Source organism: Lacrimispora sp., from assembly GCF_046972725.1.
In the GTDB taxonomy this organism is placed as follows: domain Bacteria; phylum Bacillota; class Clostridia; order Lachnospirales; family Lachnospiraceae; genus Lacrimispora.
Genome location: NZ_JBKVXF010000001.1, coordinates 1,381,733 through 1,398,090 on the forward strand (window position 1 = coordinate 1,381,733; position 16,358 = coordinate 1,398,090).

The window sequence follows — 16,358 nt, forward strand, 5'->3', positions numbered from 1 at the left end:
TTCACTCCTCTACTTAATAAAATACTGATATAAATCCAGCCCTGTCTTTACCTGACGAATCTGTTTCATGAATTCATCATTTTCCGTCAGGGAAATAAAGTCCTTGTAAAACTGCTGGGTACATGCTTTCTGGAGACTGGTATCCATTTTAAGTGCCAGCAGGAAAACCACGTCTACCATATCTTCGTGCCAGGCGATGGGCTGATCAAGAACTGCCACCACCACCCGGGATTCATTCACCGCCTGATTGTTGCCGTGAGGGATGGCTATTCCTCCCCCCACCGCAGTTGTCGTCGCTTTCTCCCGGTCCATAACGTTTTGCAGATAATCCTCTCTCACATCACCGGTCTCTAACAGCTTGTTCACCATGAGACGCAAAAGCTCATCCTTGTCCTTAACAGGGGGATGGACCAGCATATATCCTGCACGGAAGAGCTGATGGCAGATGCTTGAAGCCCGGAAGCGCATATTCCCCTTGATATTTCGTATATTGGTCACGGCTTCTCTGATGGAATATATATCCTTATCCGAAGGAGCCTGTCCGATGCTTATCATTCTGTCATGGTTGTATTTCAGCTTGATATTGGAAAAAACAACATCGTATCTGTCACACATATATGGCTTGAAATCATGTTCACTGATGGCTTTTACGGATACAATCTCAGGGATGTTCTTTTTGATTAAATCAATCATCAGCTGGGAAGACCCCATTCCGGAGTTGCTGACAAAAAGTGCTTTCATGGGTATGGTCTTGCGAACAAGCGCCGACTGGATATACAGGGCGATATTTGATATCTCATCCTCTGTAATCTGGATTCCGTAGTAGGATTCAAAGAGAGAGCTTGTGGACCATGTGGCCAGATACACCTGCTTATATTCTGTTTTAACAAATTTACTGATATTGTCTGTATGCTCTTCCCCGTACTTCATTCTGAATATGGCCGAACGCATATGCATCAGCAGACCGTCGTAGAGCACCTGGTCTTCAGACAGGTCTTCATTCAGAACGTTGGCGATAATGTTGATGGCTTCCCTCACAAACTGATGAAGGAGCTGATTAAAATATCCCGGATTGGTGCGCATATTCCCAGTTCCGTCATTTCCGATTTTCCTGGCAGACAGCAGCATGGAGGTGAGAAACAGGGTATCCTCCTCCATATCCTGGAGAGAGAACTCTGCTTTCACCCGGTCGTATATGGACTTTGCAAATAAGTATTCTGCAAATTCCCTCATGCTTTCCTCTGTCTCGCTGTCCTCTGCGCTTAGAGGGTGTCTGGCCCTTTTGATTGACAGACATACCATAATCCAGGCAGTCCGGAATGAATTTTCTGCAAACTGGATCCTCCATGCGTTTTCCATATCCACAATGATGCTTTTTACCCTTTCATAATTGACTCCTGCACAATAGGTTTCAAAGAGTGCATCTGTGATTTCCGGCATGATATAGACCATATAGTTTACCATGGCCTGCCGGCAGGACTTCTCATCGCCCTGGATCATGATCCCTTTGCTGCGCACCGTCACGATCTTTAAATTATATTTGTGGAACCAGCCTTCTACAGACCTTACAAGAACTGACACTGTGGGAGCGCTCATATACAGGCGCTCCGCCAGCTGTTGAAGAGTAACCGGCTTATCCAGAGCATACTTTAAAAGCATTCCAATGACCTGATTGTTCCTGGGAATGTCTTCTGCCACTTCCTTGCTTTCAGAATAACCCATGGCCAATAGCTCTGTACGTCTTGCCGTACACAAACGGATGCCAAGTCCCGGCCTCTTTTCTATATGTCCCAGTTCCATCTGCCGCAGCCATTGATCTGCCTGCTCCACTCTGGTCCTTGCAGTCTTTACAGAGACTCCAAGCAGATCGGCCAGTTTTGATACGGGGATATTTTCATTGTCCAAAAGAGCTTTCAGTATTTTCTTTAAGTATGCCTTTTCACCTGTATTACTCATTTATTCTCCATATAAATTATTCATTGCCTGTCGCTATAGCATCTAAGAACTTATACTGGTTGGCAGATCCAAGAACCTCCATGTAATGTTTAACAAATTCCTTGATTCCTTTTTCCGCTTCCATACACATGTGCATATAGTCCATATTCGGATCACGTTCCAGTGCTTCCATCATTGCCTTTTTTCCTACGGAAAATGCATCTGTAGCCACATTTACCTTATTAATGCCGTATTCGACTGCCTTTTTTAAGTTTTCTTCTCCAGAACCGGAGCCTCCGTGAAGAACCAGTGGCATATCAACGGTCTGTTTCAGTAATTTCAGCCGGTCGAAATCCAGTTTTGGAATCTTGCCCTTTGGGTAATCGCCATGAGCCGTACCGATTGCCACAGCCAGGGCATCCACACCTGTCCGGTTTACAAAATCAAGAGCCTGGTCCGGATTGGTATAAAGATCCAGATTGGTATCGTCAGAATCAACTGCCATTCCAACATGGCCTAATTCTCCCTCCACCGAACAGCCGACTGCATGGGCCATGGCTACTACCACTGCAGTTCTCTTTACATTTTCCTCATAGGTCAGGGAAGAACCGTCAAACATGATATTGGTAAATCCACGGTTGATGCAGTCTGCAATAATCTGATAATCGGTGGCGTGGTCAAGATTCAGTGCGACCGGTACGGAAACCCTTTCCGCAAGTTCTTTAATCATTGGAAGCATTTCCTCTGCATGAGCATGATTTTTCATCTGTCCGCAGCCAAACTGGATAATCATGGGAGAATATGACTCCTGGGCTGCCATAATCGCGCCTCTTACCATTTCCATATTAATACTGTTCATGGCCATTACTGCATAGTTATGTTTATGGGCATGATCCAGAATTATTTTCATTGAAGTCAGCATAATATTTATTCCTCCACTTTTCCTTTTTACTATTGGATTTCAATATTAAAATCAAAATCCTCGTCTTCTTTTATGTTCGTATCCTCTTCATCGAGAGGTTTCTTAATCAGTGCATACACAACGCCTGTGACAACGGAACCGATGATCAGGGCAATGATAAACACAAGGGGGTTCTTCATCATCGGTACAACAAAGATACCGCCTGCTGCTGCCGGACTTTCACAGCCAAATCCAACGGCGATGGCGCCGGCAACGGTGGAACCAAGTACAGATGCCGGAATAAAACGCAAAGGATCAGACGCTGCGAAGGGCAATACTCCTTCCGTAATGAAACACAGTCCCATAGGAAATGCCGCTTTTCCAGCTTCCCGCTGGGTTGCTCCAAACTTTTTCTTTGCAATCAGTGTAGAAATAAATGCTCCGATGGGAGGCGTCATACCACCGATGATTTTCGCTGCTGCCGGTCCCATAATCTGATCTGCCAGCAAAGCATTGGCTGCCATGGAGGCGGTTTTGTTTACCGGACCACCAAGATCAAACCCCATACAAAATCCGATTACACCACCAATAATTCCTTTTGCACCGCCATTTAATGTAATAATCCATGCCTGGAATTTGGTCATAAGGAAGGACATTGGAATGGAGAATACACAAAGGAATATCATTCCGCACACCAGAGTGGAAATAAGAGGAATCAGCATGACTGGCATAAGCCCCTGACTCCATTTCGGAATTTTCCATTTTTTCATCCAGTTAATAAAGTAACCGATGATAAAGGCCATCAGCAGTCCCCCAAGAAAGCCTGCCTTAGACTGTGAAGAACAGTATCCGATTACAAGACCAGGCATAATACCAGGACGTCCGGTGATTGAATATGCCACACCTGCCGTCATAACTGCAACCGCAAAATCCATGGCAAAGGTCCCAAGCTTATTGACTCCCCACCAAAATCCCAGCCAGGTAAAGGGATTTAAATTACTGAACGGGGTTGCTCCCGCCTCTACTGCATTGCCAATGTCGTATCCACCCAAAGCCTTTGCAAGTGCGCACAGCAAACCTCCTGCAACTACAAATGGTATCATATAAGCGATACCAGTCATCACATGACGCTGAATATCATTTTTTCTACTTTTCATGATCCACCCTCTCCTTCAATTCTTTATTTTCCTAATTTCTCATGTGTTTTCTTTATAACACCCTTTGCGGACTTCATTACAAGGCTGATAGGAATCTCAATAATTGGTTTCCCTTTAAAACGGTCCTTTGTAATCCCGATATCTGCAGCGATGATAACCACATCTGCTTCTTCTATATCTTGTTGTGTAAGCGCATTTTCAATACCGATTGATCCCTGAGTCTCAATCTTTATTTCATCACCCAATTCTTTCGCTGCTCCTTCTAATTTTTCTTTTGCAATGTAAGTATGGGCAATTCCCGCAATACATGCAGTAATACCAACTATTTTCATGCTTTTACCTCCTTATTATTTGTATATATTGATAATAACATCCTTTTTTCAACAGCTGCCAAAAAACATATGCCCCTACATGTGGTAATTTTTTAGTAACTGAGCTATGGACGCTTATTTTTCAAAAACGTTTCTTATTTTAATAGAATTGACGCTGTTATAAAATAAACTCGCAACAATACCTTATGAAATGTCATAGAGACAAAAAAATACGCCCTGGCCCTGGCCTTTACAGCCCGAATCAAGACGTACTTTTGTATATTATTTTTTTAAGTTATAGAAATTTCCAACACAGGCTTTTATTTACGCCTGGTAAGTCTCATAACATCTTCTGCAATCTGTTCCTTTGTCAGCCGATTGTTGCGAAGTACTTCATTCACATCATACCGGTCAAGAAATTCTTTTTTCAGACCGTAATTTAAGACCTTTATATCAGAATCTCCATAAAATCTCGCAATCTTTTCCCCGAAGCCCCCATCTAATATTCCGTCTTCCAGGGTAAGCACCACATCATGATCCTTTTTCAGTTCTTCCAGTAACGGTTCATCAATTCCTGTGATGTACATGGGGTTAATTAAGGTCGGTGCTGTCCCGGTCCTTTGAGCGATCTCAAAGGCAGCTTCTTCTCCCAGTCCATAGAAAGAACCCAATGCAACGATCGCTGCTCTGCTGCCTTTTTGCGTTACCTCATACTTATTTAATATGCTGAAATCCTTTGTTACAGGCTTACCATCAGAAATCACAGTTCCCCCCGGCACACGTATTGCAACGGGATGGTTTTTCTGGTCTATGCTCCAGTTCAGCATGGCCAAATACTCTTCTTTTGTGGCAGGGGCAAGGTATACCATATTTGGAATATTTGAGATCATTGGGATGTCAAATATTCCAAGATGGGTGATATCCTTCATCCCGTATACAGAAGCCGCGTATACAAGGATTGTTGCCGGGTTGTTATTGATGCACAGATCCTGAGATAACTGGTCATAGGTACGCTGAATAAAGGTACTGTTCACTCCGTATACCGGTTTTCCGCCATTGGCAGCAATCCCTGATGCAAGAGCCACCGCATGTTCTTCCGCAATTCCCACATCAACGAACTGGTCACCGGCTTCTTTTCTTCTCTCGGCAGTAAATCCAAAAACGGTAGGCGTTCCCGAACTGACCGCAACCAGAGTCTTATCCTTTTTCATTTTCTCAAGAAGAAATTCAGCCGTCATGTCCGAGTAATTCTCACCGGAGAAGGAATGGGATGGTTTTCCCGTTTTTATATCAAACGGCATACAGTAATGCCAATTCTCCCTGTTTCTTTCTGCCGGAGAATACCCTTTTCCTTTCTGGGTACAAATGTGCACGACAATGGGGTGATCCAGATCCTTTACCTTTTTGAAAGCCTCAATTAACTGAACCGTATCATTTCCATCCTTTACAAACAGATAATCAAGCCCCATGGCTTTGAATAAATTACATTCCGCTTTTCCTTCGGTATCACGGAGAAGCTTTAAATTCTTATATATTCCGCCATGATTTTCTGCAATGGACATATCATTATCATTAACCACGATGATGAGATTGCTGTTTAATTCAGGAGCAAAGTCCAGTCCCTCCAATGCTTCCCCGCCGCTTAAAGAACCGTCACCAATAATTGCAATAATATTCTCTTTTCCGCCTTTTAAATCCCTTGCCTTTGCAAGACCGCAGGCAAGACTGACCGAAGTTGAGGTATGGCCAAGGGTAAAGAAATCATGTTCACTTTCATCCGGACTGCTGTATCCGGTCACATCATCGTAATGATCTTCATACAAAAAACCGTCTTTTCTTCCTGTCAGCATCTTATGGCAGTAGCTCTGGTGAGATACATCATACACCATTTTATCCGCCGGGGAGTCAAACACGTAATGCAACGCAATGGTTGCCTCCACCATTCCGAAATTAGGTCCAAAATGTCCTCCGCGCCTGCTTAACTTTTCAAGCAGTACCCGGCGCATTTCCTCTGCCAGTTCTAAAAGCTGTTCCTTATTTAATTTCCGCACATCAGACGGCTGATTGATTTTTTCTAAATACATTCTGCATTCTCCTTGTTGTCTTTTATTTGTATCATTTTTTCCATGTAAGTTTCCCTGTATCTACCGCAGCTTCATATCTTTCGATTTTGTAGTTCAGGCGGTCCAGAGTTTCATCCAGCTGTTTTCTCTGCTCAAACAGTACCTCTCTTTGTTCCTGCAAAAGCTGAAGTCTTTCAGCAATCGTGGAATCTCCCTCCTGATACAGTTTCACATATTCAATCATGACTTCTACCGGAAGTCCTGCACTTCTCATACAAATGGCAAGCTCCACCCATTCCAGGTCTGTTTTCTGGTAATTCCTTGCTCCTCCCGGAGTCCGTGTTACCGGGGGAATCATTCCAACCCGCTCATAGTAGCGAAGTGTGTCCTGTGTTATGTTATATTTTTCACTTACTTCTTTTACTGTCATAATGGATTCCTCTTACAAAGCTTCTGGCTTCATGACCTTGATTTTACTTTTTTTCTTGACACTCTTCCACAAGCGAAGTATTACCCGGATTCAGCTCCACAATTCTGCCATCGGAGTAATTCTCTCCTTTGTGTGAAAAATGCGCTTTAAACATGTGATTTTTTAAAGCCACGCTAAGACCTCCTTTTTTCCTTGCTGTATTGATTGTAATACCTGGAGTCAACTCAAAGTCAAGTTTTTTTTATGTAATAAATTTATAAATAATTATTCTTAAAAAAACAAACATGCAGTATTAGGTCTGCATGCTCTTTTATTATATTCATTATTCACTTATTATTAAATCAAATATATACAACCTTACCCTAATTAGATAAGAAAAGCCACTTTTACAAAGCAGTTAAATATAAATCATAATTCCTTTGAAATATTCGCTAGTTCACTTATTACTTCCCTATCCGCCGGTAACCAATTCACTACATCTAATTCTTCTTTGCATAACCATCTTGCTGACTTATGTTCTTTTAATGTCAGTGTTCCAGAAGTTATTATACATAAAAAACAATGCATAGTAAGATGAAATCCTGGATAATTATATTCCACTATTTTTAACTTAGATTTTATTTCAATAGAAACATTTAATTCTTCATTTATTTCACGAATTAATGCTTGTTCTGCAGTCTCCCCTTCTTCAATTTTTCCACCTGGAAATTCCCAACCATTTTTGAATTCTCCATACCCTCTTTGTGTTGCTAATATCTTATTTTCTTTTATAATTATTGCCGCTGATACCTGTATTGTTTTCATATTTTTATTTTTCTCCATACAATTCTATTTTCGAACTTCTCGTTCATATGCCATCAGCCTCTTCAATCGATTTTCATTTTGTGCTGCAATTCCTTCCAGTATAATCATATCTGTCTCCTCATTCAAAACATGCATTTTTCTATGACAATTTGGACAAACAGCAACAACATTATCAAGTGTATCTGTTCCACCATCTGCTAATCTTTTCACATGATGTTCTTCAAGATAAGGTTTATTGTTTTTATCATAAAATGGAGCTTCATTTCCACAATACTGACATTTACCTTCCGCAATACGCTTAATTATTTCTTTTAAATAAGGATTTCGATAATAGATTGTTGTTTCTTTCCTTTGGGGCTTTCGTTCTACCTGACTAATCTGAGATCTTCTGTTTAATTCTCTATTAGATAATCTTGAAATTTCCCTTTCTGACAATTCGATTAATTCATCTACATTTGATATTGGCTTAACCGGAAACATCCATACCTTTCGCATATTACCATTATCATCTGGTTGCATCGATTGATAGGGCTTGTCTACTAACTTAACAACACCACGATATGTATAAATAGATTTATTCATTACCTCAAAAAGATGTATGTCTATTCCGTTTGTATCAGAATAATAAAGAGTGCCATTTTGATTTCCTTCTAAGACCTGGTCACCTATTTTACCCATTCCAGTATAATGTAATACACCATTCTTCCACTCATCACGGTATAAACCTTTAGTATCATCAGATATAATAACCAATGTTCCTGTTTTCTTTGAACGACGCATACCGCCCATATTGCCACATTTGAATAACGTTCTCATCTCATCATTAGTAAGCTCATCCCCAATTGATATTCCTGGATCAAATCCCATTCTAATCCTCCTCAATTTTGAATTAATAATTTTCTATATGATCTTTTGCTAACACTATTGCAGATATACAAGTAACTTACCTCACAATTTTTTGTTATAATTATCTCATAAATATTATAGATACCTAATTATAACTCATTTTATATTTTTTGTAAAAATCGTTTTTTTCATATCAAATTTTATCAATAAATTTTATCTATATTTATATATATTTCTTCTCATATGACTATTGTATTATTTAATTCCGGCTTTATGCCCCAAGGATAATGATTTTAAAATATCTCTATATAAGAAGAATAGGCTATTTCTTCCATATTACAGAAACACATAAAGAAAAGAAGCTGAGCAAGCTTCTTTTCTACAGACAGATATTAAACATTGAAAACTTTGCTGTTAAACAAAATATGGTGATACTACTGGTTCAATCCACGATACAACACTCCAAGCAGTTCCCCTGACGGGTCCTGGCTCAGTTCCCATACCATGGCCCCACCAAGCTTTTTGGACTTGATAAATTCTGATTTATACCCAATCGATTCTGCGTCCTCATAACTTATGAAAATGGTGCCGTTAAACAGCCACGGAACTTTGGACTGGGAATGAAAGGATCTGGTGTAGCCTGATTTATGTAGATAGTTTGTCTGAATGTCCTGATAGCTGATGGAATTTGCTCCGCCAAACCTCTGGTACATCCCCTGGTTGGAATTACCGACTGAGGAATATAAGTAACCGTAAAACGGAATGCCCATCACCAGCTTTTCCGCCGGAAAAGATGCATTTAACCAGGTATTGACCGCCTGCTCCACACTTGTTTTATACTGGGGAGACGTATCACTGTTGGGATAAAGAGGTGCCAGTAAATCCGTATGGGTATCCCAGGTTCCGTGAAGGTCATAGGTCATAATATTGGCATAATCCAGATATGGGGCAATCTTTCTTAATTCCACATTATTTACATACGAGCGGTCCGCTCCTCCGGCAATGGTAAGAAGATAATGTGTCTGATCCTGCGTTCCTCTGGTATCCAGCTTTTCACGGATTTTCTGAAGAAGCAAGGTGAAATTCTGTTTGTCTTCCGGACGCCTGGCATTGGTGGTCAGGCCTCCGCTGACCGGATATTCCCAGTCCAGATCCACACCGTCGAACCCGTATTTAACTATAAAATCCACACAGCTGTCTGCAAAAGCACTTCTGCTTTCTTCTGTCAGAGCTGCATCAGAAAATCTTCCTGACCAGTTCCAGCCGCCGACGGAAATCAATGTCTTTAAATCAGGATTGGTCTGCTTTAAGGAATTTAATATTCGGATATTCTCAGGATCCACATCCGGATATCCCATAGCCAGCTTTAAATCAGAATCAATAGTTGCAAATGCGTAATTGATATGAGTCAGCCTGGAGACATCAATCTGGTTGGGGGAGAAATTGGAATAAGCCGACCACGCAGCATAATATCCCACTAATTTATCCGTCTGCAACCCACTGATTTCTTCCGTCTGTGGAATTTGTGAGGAGGGGCCTGCTTCATTTTCAGCAAATGCATCTTTGTTGTTCCGGCAGCCGAAGATGATTAACATAAAAACGGATACAGCTAAAAGCCCTGTTTTCATCCTATACTTTTTCATTTCGTTATCCTTCTCCTTTATGGTTTTTTCAAGTATACCATGATGGTTATTCCTTGAATAGCGCGCAAAAACTGGGAGAAATACCTATAATTGGCAGCTCCTGCAGACAAAGAAGGAGTTTATTCATTCAAAAATAAGCCAGCCGGCTATGGCCGGCTGGCTTATTCTGTCAGAAATCCTTATAAACACAGGTTATTCTTCTCTGGAAGTTTTCTTAATTGTCAGGAGGAAAAGACAGAAGGCCCCCAGTCCTGCAAATATCATTAACAGTCCATAAATGGCTGTAAAGCTGACGCTTTCATCTCCTGTTTTCGGCAATCCGCCGTTCTTTCCGTATATTGTTCCTTTGGGAACTTGATCGAAAACAAGTACGGTCTCGGCAGGCGGATAAGTACTACCGGGTTCCGGAGGATCGGTTTTCAAAGTCTGGGTGGCACCGCTCTTAGGTACACCTGGGGTTTTCACAACGATATCGTCGTTATCACCGCCACCGCCGCCTCCACCGGACGGTTTTTCAGGTTTGGGCGGGGAAATGGAATCTGTCTGCTTTGTGTTGGTAAAAGCAGCAATTTGAGTAGCTTTTGCTTCTATGATGCCTTTCTCTCCAACACTGGCTGCCGTATACTTTTCTGCCGTATAGTCCCCTTCCTTTACCTGATAGCCTGCATTAGCAGGTAATCCGGTGATGGTAATGCTCTGTCCGTGAGCAAGAGATATTTTATCTCCGCTTCGAATCAAACCTTCCCCTATGCCGTTACCGGTATAGGAATAAGCATCGGGTGCATGATCAAAGGTTATGGTAAATTCAAATTTCTTTTTCAAGTCTGCTCCGTTTCCGGAGACTGTTTTACTGATGGTCAGATTTCCAGTAAGGGCCTCCACTGGAGGAGTTTCATTCTTCGTGTTGATAAAGGAAGCTGTCTGTGTGCCATCTGCTTCTATGGTACCCTGTGCTCCCGTACTGGCAGTCACATAACCGTTCTCCCTGTAATCGGCTTCAGTCACCGTATAATCCATACCCTTTGGCAGTCCTTGTATGAGTATGCTCTCCCCATGGGCCAGAGAAATGGTATCACCGCTTTTTATAGTGCCGTCGTTTTTAACCACGTTACCGGAAACGTCATATGCAAGGTAGGAATAGGTCTCTGAATTTTCATGGAAAGTTACGGTAAAATCAAACTTCTTATCTGTATCCGCTGCATTTCCCGCAACGGTCTTGATGACTTTTAAATTTCCTACAGTACCTTCGGATCGGTTTCTCACCACTATGGCATTGGAGCCGCCTCCGGTTTTTCCGTCAATGGAAGAGGTGACTACACTGCCCTCTCTTGAGACTGTTACGGTATGGGATACGCCCTCCAGAATATAACCTGCCGGAGCTGCGGTTTCTTTTAAAATATAACTGCCGTCAGGAATAACCTTGAATTTTAAGGTGCCGTCACCACTAGTCAATCCTTTTTTGATCACGGTTTTTCCGTCTTGGGCGAAAAGAGTAAACTCCGCATGTTTCAAAGGAATCCCTTCCATATCGGTTTTGGTAATGGAAATCCAGCCGTTTCTTTGCATGCTTGCCCAACCGTCCGCATCAGTGATCATGTAAGGTTTGCTGGTCTCTACGCCTTCGGACGTGCCTCCATATAAGAGTACCTTATTGGATATAGTTCCCGGCTCACCGGTCACATCGGTAATATAGCTGAAACGGTATGCTTTCTGACTGTCGGGTATCATAAAAGTCAGCCCTCTGGAATCATTGTCATAGAATATAGTTTCTCCTGCCTTTAACGGAACCGCTTTCCCCAGGACGTATGTTCCATTGGCCTGGAGTGTCATTTCGTTGGCGGAGAAATTTCCTTCCGACATATCCAGTTGCCCTTTTGCATCGGTTCTTACATCAATCCCCAGAGGAAGGGTATCATAAAGCCTGGTTGCTGATGTAATAAGCTCTGAAGGCTTATATTCCACGGACCAGAGCAATACACCGGCACCTGGAATGGCTGATGTTTTTCCCAGCACCTCACTGACAATGGTTATATCCTGAGTACTGGTAACTTCCGGAGATTTTTCGGTGACCAGCTTCAGATTGTTTCGTACTATGGTTGGTTGATTGGAAGCAAAATATTTTTTCACCGTAGCTTCATCCGGTCTGGCCTTTACAAGAATGACATAAGGTCTATCCATGTTCTGGAAGGTAAAGGAAGCGGTTCTGCCGCTGATTTCAGCAGTAAGATCTGATACGGACTCTAATGCACCGCCTGATGCCGTCACACTTCCGTCCCAATTTCCAGTTCCTTCAAAAATCAGATAATCCCTGCCGCCGTCAATCTTATCAAACACCCAGCCTTCCGGCAAAGTATCCGTAACCGTGGTTTCTCCCAATTCATCTCCTGACCAATCCTTCATCTGGGAAAGCTTTAACCCATTGGCATTGACATTCAGCCGGAAGATCACGGATTTATCCTTGTAATCAAACCCTTCACCAGCATTTCTTGTACGGTTGTTTACTCCTGCTGCCGGATCGGATATGGCCTCCCGTTTCAACATTTCCTTTAACAGCATCTTACTGTTGTAATCGACTCCTGCTGTGGATTCATTAAGCTTGGCTGTTCCGCTGAAAAGTGTGGCCGTGTTATAAATTGTAGTCCAATTGTTTGTGGCAAATATCTTTGGATCCACGACCTGGCTGTCATAGGTAAAAGTACTTTCTTTTGCGCCTGCACCAGTGACAAAACCAGTAACTTCCAAAAGATCTCCGACCTGTCTTCCTTCCTCCATAACAGGAATGACCGTTACTTGAAGTCCATCCCCTGAAAAAGTATCATCTATGTATTTGAGACCGTAACTTACTTTTAGATCCTTGGGGTCTATCCCTTCCGGGATTCCGGTTACTGAGGAAATATCAAATCCGCTGAATTCGTCTCCATAGACAAGAAGATCATAAACCTTCGGGTCTGGGATGGTCTGCTGCTTTGGATCCACTGTCACCTTCCAGGAAACCGTACCTGTTGACGGATGTGCCGTACCTGTTTTTTTAATTGCATTATATCCAATGCCTACACCAACGTTTCCGGAACTGGTACCGGAAGAACCCTGCCATTTGATGGAAGCCTGATTGTAATAGGTGACGGTTCCTGTGGTCAGAACATCATCCGGCACTTTAGTCACAATGGTCAGCAGGATTTTGGTATCGATATCACCGATTGCATAGTTCCCGTTTTCATCCGGAGTTATGCCAATGGCATCTCCAAAATCAGAATCTTCCCATTTTTGCAGGGTTGCTGAGTCAAAGACCAGCTTTTTTTCAGCATCACTTATTCCAGGAGAGAGAACATCGGTGATAACAACATTCTTTAAAGATGCCTGATTTTGATTGGCAGTAATCGTCCAGGTAATGTTTCTGTCTTTGGGATTATATACGCCAGAACTGCCTGTGTCGCTTGCTTCCCCTTCTTTTTCAATCCACTTGGGCGTCCAGGAAACCTGTGTCTTACCTTCTGTTTTTAAAATATCTTCATTATCATAAAGACCGGCTTTATTGTAGATTTTCTGTTCCCCGGCTGCCGCATAATAAAGTTCTTCCGGGATTTCTGTTTTAAAGGACACGGTCTGGGTGCCTTTTGCTCCAGACGGAAAAACATACTCCAAAAGACCATTATTTATCTCCGCCACTGCAGACGGATCCCCTGTCACTGCAAAGGAATCCGAAATATAGGTTCCTACATCCTTTAGATCATCAGAAAATTTATATCCCCCTAAATCAATGGCACTGCCGCCCTGAGTGGCGGTAATTCTTACTTTCCATTCCACACACTGATTTGTCAAATCCAGAGTTCCTGATTTCTCTGCCTCATAAATGATCTCTGCAGGCGGTATGACCACCGTGTAATCTTTATCGAGTATGGTCACAAGCCGTTCCTCACCTGTTACGGGACTTCCGGTTGAATCAAACTGTAACCGAGCCTCAAACCTACACTTTACCGTATTTACCGTCCCATCAAAAACTTCGTCATCTCCATCAAACAGGACCCTGGCAGAAACCATACCGGTATCCGGATCAGTAACAAAGGACACATGGCCAACCAGCGCTCCTCCATCTTTTAACGGGACTGTGGCTCCTGATAAAATCTTAAATGCATCGCTTAACTCAAAATATGCCGTATCATTTTTCTTTACAGTAACTGGCGGTGTAGGATCATTTCCTTCTACAGGCACATTAAAAAATACATAGACAGAAATTGGGTCATTGCCGTTTATCTCTCCCCCTACCGGTATAACCACATCATTCTGCTTCACTTCTACCGTAAGCCCCTCTAAATCCTCTGTCCGGTCTTCGCTTTCCCCAGCGGCCAATCTTGCTGCCGCAGGCGTTGCCATGGGATCGCCCGGTCTTATTTTATCTGCCCGGGAGGATTTCCCTGCACTGGAAGGGGTTCCTGAAGCCGCTGGTTCCCGTTTCGCATCTGACGGGGTTGCCGAATCCATGCTGGTGATCCCTCCAGCCGGATCTGCTTCATCAGCAAACACTGTCTGAACCGGCAATAATACATTTAATACCATCATTAGCGCCAGGAACCAGCTTATGAACTGCTTTCGTTTTTTTCGTTTCAACTCAAATCCCTCCTTTATAAAGCTCATATATGTATAGTCATTCTTTTCACTGGTTTATGCCACGAAAAAAAATCCTAACAAAAATTATATCTGCTAAAGAAAGGCAATGCTTGAAAAATCAGGAAAATAAGGTTACAATAAGAAGTAAGGTTTAGAAAAATCTTGTAACTATTTTTCCATCTCAAGAAAGAACAGGAAAAACAGAATGAAAATCGGCTTATTATTGGAAAAACTTATTGATACTGCACAAACGACTAAAACAGATTTCGCACTCAACATGAATATGACACCAAGCGGCTTAAGTAAAATCTTAAAAGGTGCCAGACTCCCCTTCATCAAGGAAAAAAGAAGCTTTAGCAGACAGGCGGCAGCTTACTTTGCAGAATCCCTTTACAGTTATTGCTGCTATTTAAAGTTTTTACCTCTTTTTCCGGTAATCTATGATTTCAGTTCCAAATATGAACTGGAAATGTTTCTTTCCTGTGCCTTAGAATACGCACTGGACAAAGACTATGAGGACGAAAATGATGGAAATCCCGTTCTTTCCGACCGGGAAGCAAGCTTTCTTGGGAGTAAAAATATTATAAACTTATTCTGTGTCCTTGTTTCAGACCATATCACCAGTAAAAATGATATTCCCCTGGAATTTTTCAGCACTCTGCCGCTGATGGATCCTCTTTACTTTGATATCTTTCAGCGGATAAAAATAACGGACACGAAAAAACAGGACAATGTTCCCTTTAATCACTTTATCCATATGTCCTGCCTGGAACCCTCCGGTCCGGATTACCATTTATCCACGCTTACGGCCATTGCCAAAGCACAGAAACATCTGGACTTGAATCTATGGGAAATCAACGAGGAAACCGGCAGCCCATTTCTGCTGCTGAAAGATCAGTTTCTCATGCTTTTTTGCATTCAGCTTGACGGAACTCCTCTAATGACATTTATCACTCAAAAAAGCTATCTGACGACCTTTTATAATTCCCTTATCCGGAAGAAAATCAGAAAGATCAGTTATGACGGAAACGAAGCAAGAGCTGCTCTGATCAAGGACCCTTCTCTTTTGTCCCGCCTGACCAACGGAGCCGTTGATGCGGTCTATAATTTTATTTCCATCGGATATCTGATCCATGAGAACGAATTAAAAGAGATTGACATCGACACTGGAATCAAAAAAGCCATTCTCAACCTATTTCACGGCATACTAACGGAAGAAACGGAATTTTACGTCAATATTGATGCCATGATTGGATTTCAATCCAGCGGCCACGCCATCATCCCTTTACTCGGTACAATAGATATTCCGCCAGAGAAACGCATTCCTTACTTAAAAAGATTTGATTCTTATATCCATAAAGATAAAATCAACCACATCCGGGTGGTAAACAGTGAATTTCCAAAGGTTGCTGTACTTTGCGCAAAAGAAATGAGCATTATTTATCTCACCGATGATGATTCGGAAAAAATCCATTATTTTAAAACGGATATTATCAACAATCATCTTAAAACTGTGATTACAGAAAGCAACATGAAATTAGTGCATTTCAGCGTTGATCTATGGAACTCTTTTCTGGCTGAAATGTCGAAAGATTTTCGCAACGTATCCCATTCAAATACATAGAAAAAAACCGGGGATTTCCCATATTACTGAGAAATCCCC

12 protein-coding genes are annotated in these 16,358 nt (G+C 42.1%); 1 reads left to right on the forward strand and 11 read right to left on the reverse strand.

Annotated features, from left to right (window positions below; translation table 11 throughout):
* Window positions 1-9: 9 nt before the first annotated feature.
* From ACLTWA_RS06585 to ACLTWA_RS06635, 11 genes are all read right to left on the reverse strand, one after another.
* Window positions 10-1,956 carry a BglG family transcription antiterminator gene (locus ACLTWA_RS06585; RefSeq protein ID WP_412326799.1) on the reverse strand — a complete coding sequence of 649 codons (1,947 nt, stop codon included), beginning with the start codon at window positions 1,954-1,956 and terminating at the stop codon, window positions 10-12.
* A gap of 16 nt (window positions 1,957-1,972) precedes the next feature.
* Entirely contained in the window at window positions 1,973-2,857 is an 885-nt protein-coding gene (locus ACLTWA_RS06590) for a class II fructose-bisphosphate aldolase (protein ID WP_412326800.1), read from the reverse strand.
* A 29-nt stretch (window positions 2,858-2,886) separates the two neighbouring features.
* Entirely contained in the window at window positions 2,887-3,993 is a 1,107-nt protein-coding gene (locus tag ACLTWA_RS06595) for a PTS fructose transporter subunit IIC (RefSeq protein WP_412326801.1), read from the reverse strand.
* A 23-nt stretch (window positions 3,994-4,016) separates the two neighbouring features.
* Window positions 4,017-4,325 (reverse strand): PTS fructose transporter subunit IIB, encoded by a 309-nt coding sequence (locus ACLTWA_RS06600; protein WP_412326802.1) that lies wholly within the window; start codon window positions 4,323-4,325, stop codon window positions 4,017-4,019.
* A 299-nt stretch (window positions 4,326-4,624) separates the two neighbouring features.
* Window positions 4,625-6,388, reverse strand: a complete 1,764-nt coding sequence (locus tag ACLTWA_RS06605; RefSeq protein WP_412326803.1) for a 1-deoxy-D-xylulose-5-phosphate synthase — start codon at window positions 6,386-6,388, stop codon at window positions 4,625-4,627.
* 31 nt (window positions 6,389-6,419) lie between these two features.
* Entirely contained in the window at window positions 6,420-6,797 is a 378-nt protein-coding gene (locus ACLTWA_RS06610) for a MerR family transcriptional regulator (protein ID WP_412326805.1), read from the reverse strand.
* A gap of 43 nt (window positions 6,798-6,840) precedes the next feature.
* Window positions 6,841-6,969: a hypothetical protein gene (locus ACLTWA_RS06615; protein ID WP_412326806.1), complete on the reverse strand. Its 129-nt coding sequence runs from the start codon at window positions 6,967-6,969 to the stop codon at window positions 6,841-6,843.
* 236 nt (window positions 6,970-7,205) lie between these two features.
* Window positions 7,206-7,601, reverse strand: a complete 396-nt coding sequence (gene mutT, locus ACLTWA_RS06620) for an 8-oxo-dGTP diphosphatase MutT (RefSeq protein ID WP_412326807.1) — start codon at window positions 7,599-7,601, stop codon at window positions 7,206-7,208.
* A 24-nt stretch (window positions 7,602-7,625) separates the two neighbouring features.
* Window positions 7,626-8,468, reverse strand: a complete 843-nt coding sequence (locus tag ACLTWA_RS06625) for an HNH endonuclease (RefSeq protein ID WP_412326809.1) — start codon at window positions 8,466-8,468, stop codon at window positions 7,626-7,628.
* 413 nt (window positions 8,469-8,881) lie between these two features.
* A complete protein-coding gene (locus tag ACLTWA_RS06630) occupies window positions 8,882-10,090 on the reverse strand; it encodes a glycoside hydrolase family 18 protein (protein WP_412326810.1) in 1,209 nt (402 codons plus the stop codon).
* Window positions 10,091-10,282: 192 nt separating this feature from the next.
* Window positions 10,283-14,695, reverse strand: a complete 4,413-nt coding sequence (locus ACLTWA_RS06635) for a SpaA isopeptide-forming pilin-related protein (RefSeq protein ID WP_412326811.1) — start codon at window positions 14,693-14,695, stop codon at window positions 10,283-10,285.
* A gap of 205 nt (window positions 14,696-14,900) precedes the next feature.
* On the opposite strand from ACLTWA_RS06635, the gene ACLTWA_RS06640 reads away from it, so the two are divergent.
* On the forward strand, window positions 14,901-16,319 hold the full coding sequence (locus ACLTWA_RS06640; protein WP_412326812.1) for a hypothetical protein: 1,419 nt from the start codon (window positions 14,901-14,903) through the stop codon (window positions 16,317-16,319).
* Window positions 16,320-16,358: the final 39 nt, after the last annotated feature.

Coding starts and splice junctions, on each gene's coding strand:
- ACLTWA_RS06630 (WP_412326810.1), bottom strand. CDS start 10,090: ATGAAAAAGTATAGGATGAAAACAGGGCTTTTAGCTGTATCCGTTTTT.
- ACLTWA_RS06640 (WP_412326812.1), top strand. CDS start 14,901: ATGAAAATCGGCTTATTATTGGAAAAACTTATTGATACTGCACAAACG.
- ACLTWA_RS06585 (WP_412326799.1), bottom strand. CDS start 1,956: ATGAGTAATACAGGTGAAAAGGCATACTTAAAGAAAATACTGAAAGCT.
- ACLTWA_RS06600 (WP_412326802.1), bottom strand. CDS start 4,325: ATGAAAATAGTTGGTATTACTGCATGTATTGCGGGAATTGCCCATACT.
- ACLTWA_RS06605 (WP_412326803.1), bottom strand. CDS start 6,388: ATGTATTTAGAAAAAATCAATCAGCCGTCTGATGTGCGGAAATTAAAT.
- ACLTWA_RS06595 (WP_412326801.1), bottom strand. CDS start 3,993: ATGAAAAGTAGAAAAAATGATATTCAGCGTCATGTGATGACTGGTATC.
- ACLTWA_RS06590 (WP_412326800.1), bottom strand. CDS start 2,857: ATGCTGACTTCAATGAAAATAATTCTGGATCATGCCCATAAACATAAC.
- ACLTWA_RS06610 (WP_412326805.1), bottom strand. CDS start 6,797: ATGACAGTAAAAGAAGTAAGTGAAAAATATAACATAACACAGGACACA.
- mutT (WP_412326807.1), bottom strand. CDS start 7,601: ATGAAAACAATACAGGTATCAGCGGCAATAATTATAAAAGAAAATAAG.
- ACLTWA_RS06625 (WP_412326809.1), bottom strand. CDS start 8,468: ATGGGATTTGATCCAGGAATATCAATTGGGGATGAGCTTACTAATGAT.